The 12,512-nt window shown below is 71.8% G+C and carries 8 protein-coding genes; 3 read left to right on the top strand and 5 right to left on the bottom strand.

Annotated elements, in window-relative coordinates:
- Positions 1 to 138: 138 nt before the first annotated feature.
- The 4 genes from ABD875_RS18020 to ABD875_RS18005 form a co-directional block, all read right to left on the bottom strand.
- Positions 139 to 1,593, bottom strand: coding sequence for a sugar transferase (locus tag ABD875_RS18020; RefSeq protein ID WP_345180734.1), 1,455 nt, complete (start codon positions 1,591 to 1,593; stop codon positions 139 to 141).
- A gap of 112 nt (positions 1,594 to 1,705) precedes the next feature.
- Positions 1,706 to 2,395 carry a response regulator gene (locus ABD875_RS18015; protein ID WP_345180732.1) on the bottom strand — a complete coding sequence of 230 codons (690 nt, stop codon included), beginning with the start codon at positions 2,393 to 2,395 and terminating at the stop codon, positions 1,706 to 1,708.
- Between the two features lie 217 nt (positions 2,396 to 2,612).
- On the bottom strand, positions 2,613 to 3,314 hold the full coding sequence (locus tag ABD875_RS18010) for an ANTAR domain-containing protein (protein ID WP_345180730.1): 702 nt from the start codon (positions 3,312 to 3,314) through the stop codon (positions 2,613 to 2,615).
- A 97-nt stretch (positions 3,315 to 3,411) separates the two neighbouring features.
- Complete coding sequence (locus ABD875_RS18005; RefSeq protein WP_345180728.1) at positions 3,412 to 4,443, bottom strand: LCP family protein; 1,032 nt, start codon at positions 4,441 to 4,443, stop codon at positions 3,412 to 3,414.
- Positions 4,444 to 4,630: 187 nt separating this feature from the next.
- Here ABD875_RS18005 and ABD875_RS18000 point away from each other — a divergent pair, with 187 nt between their 5' ends.
- The 3 genes from ABD875_RS18000 to ABD875_RS17990 all read left to right on the top strand — a co-directional run bounded on the left by ABD875_RS18000 (position 4,631) and on the right by ABD875_RS17990 (position 10,655).
- Positions 4,631 to 5,278 (top strand): hypothetical protein, encoded by a 648-nt coding sequence (locus ABD875_RS18000; protein ID WP_345180726.1) that lies wholly within the window; start codon positions 4,631 to 4,633, stop codon positions 5,276 to 5,278.
- A gap of 203 nt (positions 5,279 to 5,481) precedes the next feature.
- Positions 5,482 to 8,979, top strand: coding sequence for a PKD domain-containing protein (locus tag ABD875_RS17995; RefSeq protein WP_345180724.1), 3,498 nt, complete (start codon positions 5,482 to 5,484; stop codon positions 8,977 to 8,979).
- A 53-nt stretch (positions 8,980 to 9,032) separates the two neighbouring features.
- Positions 9,033 to 10,655, top strand: coding sequence for a tyrosine-protein kinase domain-containing protein (locus ABD875_RS17990; RefSeq protein WP_345180722.1), 1,623 nt, complete (start codon positions 9,033 to 9,035; stop codon positions 10,653 to 10,655).
- Between the two features lie 61 nt (positions 10,656 to 10,716).
- Here the strand turns inward: ABD875_RS17990 and ABD875_RS17985 are convergent, their stop codons facing one another.
- A complete protein-coding gene (locus ABD875_RS17985) occupies positions 10,717 to 12,423 on the bottom strand; it encodes a right-handed parallel beta-helix repeat-containing protein (protein ID WP_345180720.1) in 1,707 nt (568 codons plus the stop codon).
- Between the last annotated feature and the right edge of the window lie 89 nt (positions 12,424 to 12,512).

The raw sequence follows: 12,512 nt of genomic DNA, 5'->3' as shown, positions 1-12,512 counted from the left end.
CGGGCAGCCGGACAGAAACCCTGTCTGCTGCGCGACTGGTGAGCCGACTCGGGTGTCGGGACTCCCTCCTTCGACACCTTCACCATCGCCGTTGGCGACAGGTGGCCGCATCCCCAGGATTGAGGATCGGCGCTGTCGTCAGTAGGCGCCGCGATGGCCGAGGACCGCGCCGAAGGTGCGCAGGACGATCGCGATGTCCAGGCCGAGCGACCAGTTCTCGACGTAACGGAGGTCGAGGCGCACCGACTCGTCCCACGAGAGGTCGGACCGTCCACTGACCTGCCACAGACCGGTCAGGCCAGGGGTCACGGCCAGCCGCCGGTGGGCGTCCACGTCGTACTGGTCGACCTCGCTCGGCAAGGGCGGGCGCGGACCGACCAGCGCCATCTCGCCGCGGAGGACGTTGACGAGCTGAGGCACCTCGTCCAGCGAGTAGCGGCGCAGCACCCGTCCGACCGCGGTCACCCGAGGATCCGAGCGCAGCTTGAAGAGCACGCCGTCCCCGGGTTGCTGGTCGGTGAGCGCGGCGAGGCGAGCTTCGGCGTCCACGCACATCGTCCGGAACTTCAGCATCGTGAACTGCCTCCCGTCGCGGCCGACCCTGGTCTGCCGGAACAGCGCCGGCCCCGGGGACTCGAGGCGCACCAGCACCGCGATCGCGAGCAGCAGCGGCGCGAGCGCGACCAGCGCGAGGGCCGCCGTCGACCGCTCCCACAGCTGCTTCGCGAGGCGACGGCCGCCGTACAGGCAGGCAGGACGCACCTGGATCAAGGGCATGGGTCCGGCGTGCCCGAGACGGGCCCGGGCGGGCCCGAGGTCGCGAATCCCGGCGCCGACGAACAGCTGGGTCCGCTCCCGCTCGAGCTGCCACCCGAGCCGTCGCAGCTGCGCAGGATCGACCTGGCGGCACGGCACCACGATGACCGCGTCGGCGCCGTGCTCCTCCACGCAGTCCGACAACGCGTCCAGGCCGGCCGAGACCGGCACGCCGAGGCCGGTGCCGCCCTTGTGCCCAGTCAGGCACACCGCGACGACCGTGACCGGCGAGCCCGCGTCGTCCAGCTCGGCGAGCATCTGCTCGACACCGTGGCGGTGTCCGGCCACCACGACGCGCAAGGTCCGGGACGGGTCCCGGACATCGATCCTCTTCGCGAGCCCGCGGTACGCGAGCGCCACCGCGCTCGTCAGGACCGCGAAGGCGACCAGCGTGTCCGGGGTGACGTCACGGCCCAGCGCACCGGCAAGGGCGACCGCGAGGAACACGAGCACCAGGCCCGCTCCGGCGACCTGCCGGGCGACCTCGCGGACGGACGTGGTGGGGTGCCGGGCGTTCCGGGTCGCGATCGCCACCACGACCGCCCACAACGCGGCGAGGGTCAGGTCGGTCCACCCGAGAGCGACGGCGGCGAGCACGCCGGCCGTCGTGTCGACGACGAGCGCTGCCGCGACCTGGCCCAGACGGGTGGGGCGCGTGCGCGGCCGGGCCCGGCCCGCCGTACGGAGCAGGGGCCTCCGCAGACCGTCGACGACCCTGATCGCGGCCTCGTGCGGGACCGGCCACTCGGTGGTGGGCGACGGTGCGGTGGAGACCATGGACACCTCTCTCGCGCTGGCGCAGCCGCACGGCCGGCGGGCGTGCCCACACCGTAGGAACGCGGGCCGTCACCGGCCCGGTCCCGACGGGAGAATCCACCAAATGGGGGAGTCAGCCGGTGCGCGGACGCGGCGGAGGCTGCCAGCGGGCGCGGTTCGCCGCACCGACGGCGGCGAGCTGCGACGACACTCCGAGCTTGCTGCGGATGGCCTTCACCTGGGTGCGGACCGTCGCATCCGACACGTACGACGTGTGTGCGATGTCGGTGACCGTGGCGCCGGTCATCAGCGCGCCGAGCACCTCGCTCTCGCGACGGCTGAGGGTCGCCAGCGCGGCACGGGTGTCCCGGACGTCGGCGCACTCGTGCCGGTACGTCGCCAGCAGCTGGTCTCGTTCCTCGCGGGGCATCGCCGGGAGGCCTGTGGCGACCCGCCGGATGGCGCCGAGGATCGCGTTGAGAGCTGATGACTTGGCGACGACACCGCGGGCGCCCAGCTGCAGGCACTCGCCCAGCCGGGAGTCCTCCGTCGTCCCCGACACGACGATGACGGCGACGTCGGCACCGGCAAGCGGCCTGACGAGGTCGACGCCGTCGGCCGCCGCACCCAGGTCGAGGTCGAGGATGGCGATCTGCGGACGCTGTCGGAGGACGGACCTGAGCAGAGCCTCGGTCGATGCCCCCGCGGTTGAGACCCGCCGGACGTCGTGTCCCTGGAGGACGATCGCCATCTCGAGCGCCTCGGCGAACAGGTCGTGGTCCTCGACGATCGTGATGCGGGTCAGTCCGGAACCGCGAGGCACGATGCCGCTCCTCGAGGCCGGGGCAGCGCGCCTGCGGCTTCCTCGCCGGCCAGCAGTGGGTGCGGCTCGGCGTCGTGCGGCCCCTCCGCATGCGCGCAGGCCGGTGCTCGATGGATGGTCCTGAGATCGATGTGCATCACGCCTCCCCCTTGGTGCCGCTCCATTCAGGCACCGACGCGCGAAAAAAGTGTGAAAGAACCGTCAAATCCAGGTGCGGTCAGTCGGCCTCGGCGCCGTGGTGCGCCGTTCCGGCCTCGGTCTCGTGCTGCCCGACGAGGTGGGCGGCGAGCTCGCGGATCGGCTGCTGCGACTGCTGGGAGTGGCGGCGGAGGTAGGACATCGCCTGGTCGCCGGTGAGGCGGTACCGCTCCATGAGCAGGCCCTGGGCGCGGCCGATGATGTCGTGCGTGTGCAGGGCGTCCTCGAGGTTGACCCGTCGCTCGGCGAAGCGCAGCGCAGTGCCGGCCACGCGAGCAAGGCGTGAGATCTCCGACCTGGTCTTCGCGAACGCGTCCTGCTCGGAGGAGTACAGCTCGAGGGCGGCCGGCCCGCTGCTGAGCTGAGGCAGACCGACCAGGAGGGCCGACTCGAGGCCCAGGTCGGCGGCGAGCGGATGCCAGGCCCGCGGCACCTGGACGATCTCGCCCTCCGCCAGCGGCCTCCCGCCCGGGAGGTCGGGGTCTCGCACGCGCAGGGCGACGAGCTCGGCGCCGATGTCGTCGGTGGCAGCGACGAGGTCGAGCCCGCCCCGGCGGAGATGCCGCGACACGGCAGCGATGTCGGCACCGAGATGCTGGACGCCGAAGTCGGCAACCAGCCGTCCGGCGTGCGCGAACCCGCCCGCGTCCGCAAGGTCTGCGACGACCTCCCCCAGGGCGCGATGGAGCTCGAGCAGTGCATCAGAGTCGCCTTGTGACATGGCAGTCGCCACTGTCGTTCCCCGCCCCCGAAGGTCCCCCGACCTTTGGTCACTTCCTATACCGCGCAGAGCTCGCTCGTCGGTGAAACGTGAGATTTCAACGAACGCCGCTAGACGGGTCCGAGCTCCCGTTCCGGCCCGTCGAGCGGTCCACCTGGTCGAGCTTGATCGCGCGCCACAGCTCGGCGCCTGCCGGGTGGTCGAGCCAGACGACGCTCTGGTCTCCGGCCCACCCCACGCCGCTGACGGGCGCGGTCAGGTACTGGACGTCGTCGGCACCGACGCCGCGAAGCGACCACGCGAGCGACGTGAGCTCGCTCGTGCTCCAGTCGTCGTCCACCGAGACGTGTCGGGTCATCATGCCGACGAAGTCGAGGACCAGCGTGGGGCTGCGACGCAGCTCGAGCGACTCCTCGGCCAGCGTCGCGAGAACGGCCTGCTGCCGGCGTACCCGGTCCAGGTCACCGCCGGGAAGGCCATAGCGTTGTCCGACGTAGTCGAGCGCCTCCTGGCCGTCCAGCAGGTGCTCGCCCGCGGTCCAGGTGACACCCCGTGCGGAGTCGTGCACCGTCTGAGGCACCTCTACGGTCACGCCGCCCACCGCGTCGGTCAGCTCCCGGAAGCCCTCCCAGTCGATGACGGCGACGTGGTCGATGCGAACGTCGGTCAGTCCTTCGACGGTCTGGACGGCGAGCGACGGGCCGCCCCAGGAGAACGCCGCGTTGATCTTGGCCATGCCGTGGCCGGGCACCTCGACCCACGAGTCGCGGGGAAGCGAGACCACCAGGACGTGGTCGCGGTCGGCGCTGATGTGGACCAGCATCATCGCGTCGGATCGCTGCGCCCCCGGGACCCAGTCGGCAGCCCGGGCTGCGTCACCCGTGGTCGCCACCTCCGAGCGCCGGTCGGTCCCGAGCAGCAGCACGTTGATCGCCTCGACGGCCGGGCCGGTGGTGACCCGCTCGGGCCGCGGACCGAGGTCGTCGAAGACCCCGTCGATCCGGTCGACCTCGTCGATCCGGTGGTGCAGGTAGCCCATGGCGGTGACGGCCAGCAGCGTGGTCAGCGCGACGCAGACGACCAGGGCGACCAGGCCGCGGCGGATGGTGCGAGCCAGTCGTGTGGCCATGGGTCCCCCCGTCGGTAGTCCTCCCGTCTCGGACGATGGGGTGCGTCGGGCGCTGCTGCGTCACTCGATCGGAGCCATCCCCAAGGTTGGGGATGTCGCGGCGGGTCCGGGCCGCGTCGACCGGGCTGGGGCTGTGGTGGAGGCGAGACGGCCGCCGGGGTGCGGCCGCTCGTCAAAGGAGAGCCACATGCAGCTGATCGCCGGACGTGACCGACGGTGGTGGACCGTCGCCGTTGCAGTCGTGCTCCTGGGAGGTGTCGTCGCCGTCCTGGCGCTGGCGGCTTCCGCGGAGCCGTCGTCGTCGCCGGAGGCGCCGACGACGACCGCGTCGCCGAGCGCCGCCGCGTCGGCGCCCACCCCGGGCGCCGCCCCGTCCTCGGGCCCGACCGGAGCTCCCGAGCCGGGATCGCTCGAGGTCGTGCCGGCAGGAGAGATGCGCACGCGAGCCCCGGTGCCCTTCGACGCGACGGGGAACTTCGGGTCCGGGCTCACCCTGAGCGTGACGCAGGTGGAGGACGTCGCCGGCGTCGCACATGGGCCGGGCGAGATCGCCGGCCCGGCGGTCCGGCTGAGCTTCGCGCTCGACAACGACGGCGCCGAGCCGATCTCGCTCGAGACCGTCGTGGTCGCCGTGACGTACGGCGCCGCGGAGACTCCGGCGGTCACCCTGAGCGGACCGGGAGAACAGGTGTTCGGCGGCACCCTCGAGCCCGGCGCGACGGCCGAGGCGCGGTACGTGTTCGCGATCCCGGTCGAGGCGCGCGGTCGGGTCCGGGCCGTCGTGAGCTACACCGGCACCGCTCCGGCGGTCTCCTTCGAGGGCTCCGTCCGATGAGCGGCGGTACCCCCAATTTCGAGTACGGCGACGCCGACGGACGGTCCGCGGGGTCGCAGGTTCCTACGTTCCTCGACGTGGGGGGTCAATGCCCTCCTTCACGTTCGCGGGCGACAACTGAGTGGATGGTGGCGGAGATGGATCGAGTTCGTGGTGCTGCCGGGGAGAAGCGTCCCGGTCAGGGGTGGAGGCGGTTGCTGCTGTTGCCGCTGCTTGCAGCGGCCCTGCTCCTGGCCGGGGTCGGCGTCGTGCCGAGTCCGGCGTGGGCGGACTCGGCACCGCAGGACCCGCAGAGCCCGGAGACTCCGGTCACGGTGGCAGCCGACGCCCTGCCGACGGTCCAGATCAACGGCGTCGTCTGGTCCCAGGCGATGGTCGGGGACATCGTCTACGCGGGCGGCAGCTTCACCACCGCTCGGCCGGCCGGGGCCGGCGGGACCGGTGTCACCCGCAACAACATGCTGGCGTACAACATCCGGACCGGCGCGCTGGTGACCTCGTTCGCGCCGTCGTTCAACGCCCAGGTCAAGGCCGTAGCGGTCTCGCCTGACCGGTCACGCATCTACGTCGGCGGCGACTTCACGACCGTCAACGGGCTCTCCCACCGCCGCATCGCAGCGTTCAACGCCACCACCGGAGCGCTGCTCGAGACCTTCAACCCGCCGGTGAACTACCACGTCAACGCGCTGGTCGCGACCAACACGACGGTGTACGCCGGCGGCGAGTTCCAAGACGTCGGCACCCAGATCCGGCAGGGCCTGGCCGCGTTCAACGCCTCGAACGGCGCCCTGCTCAACTGGACACCGGCCGCGACCGGCGGCGACGTCTGGGCGCTGGCGCTGAACCCGGCCGGCACGAAGCTCGCCGTGGGTGGCGCGTTCACCGCGCTCAACGGCTCCTCCAACCCGGGCTACGGCCTCGGCATGGTCGACGCCTCGACCGGCGCCAGCCTGCCGTTCCTCGCGAACAACATCGTCCGCAACGGCACGGAGAACGGTGCGATCACCACGCTGACCGCCGACGACGACTACATCTACGGAGGCGGCTACACGTTCGGCCGCGCGGGCGGCACCTGGGAGGGCACGTTCGCGGCGTCGTGGAACGACGGCGCTGTGCACTGGGCCAACGACTGCCACGGCGACACCTACTCGCTGCACGCGCAAGGTGACGTGATCTACGCCGCGAGCCACGCCCACTACTGCGAGAACATCGACGGCGTCCGGCAGGGCGCGGGCGGGGTCGGGGACTATCCGTACTTCCGTGGCATCGCGTTCGGTCGGGACGTCACGGGCACCGCGACGTGGGAGCCCGACCAGGGCCGCTACTACAACTTCGAGGGCCAGCCGCGCTCCTCGATGCTCACCTGGTACCCGAACCTGAACGCCGGTACCTACACCGGCCAGATCCAGGGGCCGTGGAGCGTCACCGGCAACGCCGACTTCATCTCGATGGCCGGTGAGTTCACTCGGGTGAACGGGCAGAACCAGCAGGGCCTGGTGCGCTTCGCCCGACCCGGCCTGGCGCCCAACGACCAGGGCCCGAGCCTGTTCAACACGACCTACCCGCTGAACCTGCGCTCGACCGAGGCCGGCAAGGTCCGGATCAGCTGGGCGACCAACCAGGACATCGACAACGACTACCTCACCTACCGGGTCTACCGTGACGTGCAGAGCGGCGCCGGGCTGATCCACACCCGCTCGGTCCGGGCGCACTGGTGGAACCCGTACGGCATGGGCTTCACCGACACCGGTCTGGCACCCGGCTCGACCCATCGCTACCGCGTGGCGGTGACCGACCCGTTCGGCAACATCGCGAACTCCCCGTGGACCGACGTCACGGTCGCGTCCGCCGGCAGCGACGGACCGTACGTGCAGGCCGTGGACAACAGCGAGCCCACCCACTGGTGGCGCCTCGACGACACCACGGGCACGACCTTGGCGGACTCGGCCGGCTTCCAGCCGCTGACGATCACCGCCGGCCCGACCCTCGGCGTGCCCAGCGCGCTGGCGGCCGACACCGGAACGGCGACGCGGTTCCCGGGAACCAGCACGACGCGCGCCTACACGACCGTGCAGGACAGCCCGCCCGACGTGTTCACGCTCGAGGGCTGGTTCAAGACCACGGTGGGTGGCGGCAAGATCATCGGTCGCGGCAACCGCAGCGACCGCAACTCCAGCAAGATGGACCGGCAGATCTATCTCAACAACGCCGGCCAGGTCCTGTTCGGGGTCAAGCCCAACGCGACACGCCAGGTCGTGACCAGCCCCGCCAGCTACAACGACGGCCTCTGGCACCACGTGGCGGCCTCGCTCTCCCCGGCCGGCATGAAGCTGTACCTCGACGGCGCCGTGGTCGCCGAGCGGGCCGACGTCAAGGTCGGCGAGCACCTCGCCCTCGGGTACTGGCGGATCGGGGGTGACGGTCTGAACAACTGGCCGACCGCCCCGACGAACGCGTTCTTCAACGGCGATCTCGACGAGATCGCGGTGTACTACCGGGCCTTGAGTGCCGGTGAGATCGCCGCGCACCACGCCGCCGGGTCCAACGTGCCGCCGCCGAACCAGTCGCCGGTCGCGGACTTCAACGCTGCGGTCACGAACCTGAGCGCCGAGTTCACGGCCGCCGCGACGGATGCGGACGGAACCGTGGAGTCGTACGCCTGGTCGTTCGGTGACGGCGACACCTCGACGGAGCAGAATCCGTCCCACGCCTACGCAACGGGAGGCACGTACGACGTCACGCTGACCGTGACCGACGACGACGGCGCCACCGGCACCGTGACCAAGCAGGTCACGGTCGCGCCAGCTCCCAACCAGGCGCCGGTGGCCGACTTCAGCTCGTCGGCGGCTGGACTGACCGCGAGCTTCACGTCGAGCGCGACGGATGCGGACGGCACGGTGGAGGAGTACGCCTGGTCGTTCGGTGACGGCGACACCTCGACGGAGCCGAATCCGTCGCATGCCTACGCAACGGGGGGCACGTACGACGTCACGCTGACCGTGACCGACGACGGCGGCGCCACCGGCACCGTGACCAAGCAGGTCCTGGTGACGTCCGGGCCGACGCCGTTCGCGGTCGACGCCTTCGGTCGCACGGTCGTCGACGGGTGGGGCAGCGCCGAGACCGGTGGCGCCTGGACCCGGTCCGGCACCGCGACGAACTTCTCGGTGACCGGCGGGTCCGGACGGATCCGGATGGGCTCTGCCGGCTCGGGGCCGGCGATGGCCCTGACCGGTGTCTCGTCCACGAGCACCGACCTCCGGGTGAAGGTCGGGGCGGACAAGGCCGCGACCGGTGGTGGGATCTACCTCACCGCTCAGCCGCGGCGGCTCGCCAACGGTGACCGGTACTTCACCGACGTCCGGTTCCTGTCGAGCGGCGCCGTGTCCGTGACCCTCGGCCGGAACGTCGGTGGCACCGACACGTTCCTGCAGAGCCAGACCGTGGCCGGGCTGACCGTCGGAGCTGGTGACCTGGTGAACCTGCGGGTGCAGGCCACCGGCACCTCGCCGACCACGGTCCGCGCCAAGGTGTGGGCGATCGGGAGCACCGAGCCGGCCGGGTGGAACGTCTCCGTCAACGACAGCGCCGCTGCTCTGCAGAGCGCCGGCCACATCGGGTTGCGGACCTACCTGTCCGGATCGGCCACCAACGCTCCGGTCTTCGGCCTCTTCGACGACCTGGTCGCCGGACCGGCGTAGGAGCACCGGCACGCGGAAGTGAGGAACACCATGGGGATCAAGGGGTTGTCGGCATGACATTCGCGGAGTACTTCGTCCTGCTCCAACGCCGGTGGCGGATCTGGGTGGCCGGGTTGCTGCTCGGGCTGCTCGCCGCCGGCGTCGTGAGCGCGCTGGCGCCGACCCGGTACACCGCCACCGCGCAGTCCTTCGTCACGGTCGCGGAGCGGGTCGACGGGAGCGGGCAGGGCGAGATCTTCCAGGGGTCTCAGTTCGCGGTGCAGCGCGTGAAGTCCTACGCCCCGTTGGTCCGGAGCCCCGACGTGCTCCAGCCGGTGATCACCCGGTTGGAGCTGGATCGCTCGGTGGCCGAGCTGGGCGCGCAGGTGACGGTGAGCAGCGCGCCGGAGACGGTGCTGCTCGACGTCTCCGTCACCGACGCCGACCCCGAGCTGGCCCGCCAGCTGGCGGACGCGATCTCGGTCCGCCTCGGGCTGGTGATCGAGCAGCTCGAGACCCCCCGCGACAGCGGTGTCTCCAACGTCACCGTGTCGTTGGCGCGACCGGCCGCCGTCCCCACCGAACCGTCGTCGCCGCGGGTGCTGCTGAACCTCCTGCTCGGGGGAGTCGCCGGCCTCGCGATCGGGTTGGTGCTCGCCGTGCTGCGTCACTACCTCGACAAGCGGATCAAGACCGCGGACGACGTCCGCGCGCTCACCGACATGTCGCCGCTCGGCTCCACGCTGTACCAGCGTTCCGTACGGCGGCGCCCGCTGGTGGCCCTCGACTGGCGCTCCGCCGCGGCCGAGCGGTACCGCACCGTTCGGACGGCGCTGAAGTTCGCGACCGTCGACCGCGAGCTGCGCCACTTCGCGGTGACCTCCTCCCTTGCCGGCGAGGGCAAGACGTCGGTCGCCTGCAACCTGGCGATCAGCTGGGCGCAGTCCGGCGCGTCGGTCTGCCTCGTGGAGGCCGACCTCCGTCGTCCCGCCGTGGCGCGCTTCCTCGGTCTCGACGGCAGCGTCGGCCTCTCCGACGTGCTGGTCGGCGAGCGTGACCTCGACCAGGTCCTGGTCCCGTGGAACCACCACATGCTGACGGTGCTGCCGGCCGGCTCGCTCCCACCGGACCCGGCGGCGCTGCTCGGGTCCGCCCCGATGGCGAGCCTGGCCGGGATCCTCCGGGACCGCTTCGACGTCGTCATCTACGACACCCCACCGCTGCTGTCGGTCACCGACGCGGTGGTCCTCGGCCGCCACGTCGACGGCGTCGTGCTGGTGATCCGGTCGTCGGTCACCCGTCGGGACCAGGTCATCCAGTGCCTCGAGACGCTCCGCCGCTCACGGCTCGCCCTGCTCGGCAGCGTGGTCACCAACGAGCGGAGGCGCCGTCGCGAGGTCGAGCACGACTACACCTCCGACCTCGGCAACGACCGGGTCGAGCTGGCGCCCCTCACCTCCGAGGCTCCGGTAGAGCCGGCGGTCGAGACACTCGTCGAGCCCGTGGTGGTCGAGGCCGACCGCGCTGGGAAGGGCTCGGGCTTCTGGCTCGGGGACGGCCACGGTCGGCTCGTGCTGCCCAGCGCGGGCTCGGCGTCCGTCTCGGCGTCGGCCCGCGGGTGCTGGCCAACGCGAACCGGTATCTCGCCGACGTCCGCCTGCGTGTCGACGGGCGGATCGTGCTGCTGCGGGGCCTGAACGTCGACCACGAGGAGCACCGGCGGTGGATCGGACTGTCAGGCGGAAGCGCGAGCCGAGGTCAGCCGACCCACGCGCCGAGATGGCGTACGCCGGCCGGCCGGCCCAGCGACCGGGCGAGCGCGGCGGGCAGCGGCTGGGCGACCCGCTCGGCGGCCCTGCTCACCACTGCGGTCGCGCCGAGGTCACGCGTGACCGCCGGCCGGCCGACGACGGCCAGGTGCGGCCGCTCCTGGCCGGTCGTGCGAGCGAACTCGGAGACCGACGTGAACACCGCCGGGTTGCCGGCACCGCGGGACCACACCACGACCCAGTTCGGGGCCGAGCGGTTGGCGCGGGCGTAGACGTTGCCGGACGCGCGCACGCCCAGCTCGGCGGCGCTGAACCGGCCCGAGTAGTCCTCGACGCACAGCAGGCAGTTCGCGTCGGCCTGCCCGCGTCCCAGGATGTTGTTGTGCACGCTGACGTCGGAGTTGATCCAGGTGAGCCCCGGCGCCGGCACGGGCCGGCGCGGGTCGTGCCCCGGCACGTCCGGGTCGGAGCCGTCGCGCTCGTCCTGGACGATGTTCACCGGTCGCCCGTTGTCGACGATGGTGTTGTTCCACAGCCCGACGCGGCTGGTGTTGTTCACCTTGACGCCGTCGTCGGTGTTGCCCGCGATGACGGTGTCGACGACGCGCGCGTTGTCCGAGATCTCCAGCGAGATGCCGTGGTGGTCGTTGTCCCGCACCACGCTGTCGAGGACCCGGATCCCCTGGGTGGACTCGTCGAACCACAGCCCGGTCCCGTCGTTCCCCGTGGCCGTCGCACCGACCACGCGGACCCCGCGGGTCCGGCCGATCTTGATCCCGCCTGCGACCGGGGCGTGGTTGAAGCCCTCGGTGTTGTTGCCCTGGGCCCGCACGTGCATGAGCCGCAGGCCGTCGGCGTAGGTCGCGCTGAGCCCGAGCATGCCGTTGTCGACGAGCGACACGTGACGCAGCGCGACGCCCGGAGCCATGACGTGCACGCCGGTGGTCGCGTTGCCGCGCACGGAGACGCGCGCGAGCGTGACGTCCCTGGCCTCGACGGTGACCGCTCCCATGTGCGGGACCGACGGAGCGAAGCGGCGTACGCCGATGCCCCGGATCGTGGTGCCGGAGGCCCGGATGGCCAGCGCCGTGGCCAGCGTGCTGGCACGCACGTCCCGCCCCGCCGGGTCGGACCCGAGGTAGAGGCGGTCGGCGCGTTCGTCGACGAAGAAGGCGCCCGGCCGGAGCTGCGCACGTGACGAGACCTGGCGCTGCGCTGCCCCACCGATCCAGACCTGGTCCGGGTGCGCGGCCATCGGTCGCTGCGGGTTGACGAACGACCAGCCCGGGTCGGTCCCGTCCGACGCACCCCAGGTGTAGGTCGGACTGGAGTCGAACGACGCGCGCCACCCGTGGTGCACGAACCCGTCCGCCGTGGCCCGCCAGCCGTGCACCGGCTGGGATCCGTCGATCCACGGCCGGTCGCCGGGTGCGGCCTCGATGGTGAGCCGCTTGCCCGAGGGGATGGTCAACGACTCGTGGTACTGGCCACCGCGTACGACGATCGTGCTGCCCGAGCCTGCGCGGGAGATCGCCGCGCCGATCGTGCGCAGCGGTGCGCTCGGCGTGCCGGCGGCGGAGTCGCTGCCGTGCGGGCCGACGACGAGGGTGCGGGCCCGGGGCGAGTCGGGGGCGGATGCCTGGGCGGCCGCGGGCGGCAGCGTCGAGGCAACGAGCGCGAGAAGGGCCCCACTCACGATGGACCCGAGCAGGACAGGAGACGTCGACGAGTTCGATACCGACATTGAGCACACCTCAGAACGAGCAGGTGGCGGCATGCATGTCC

It is taken from the genome of Nocardioides caricicola, from assembly GCF_039541135.1.
In the GTDB taxonomy this organism is placed as follows: domain Bacteria; phylum Actinomycetota; class Actinomycetes; order Propionibacteriales; family Nocardioidaceae; genus Nocardioides; species Nocardioides caricicola.
This window is presented reverse-complemented; position numbering and strand designations above follow the sequence as displayed.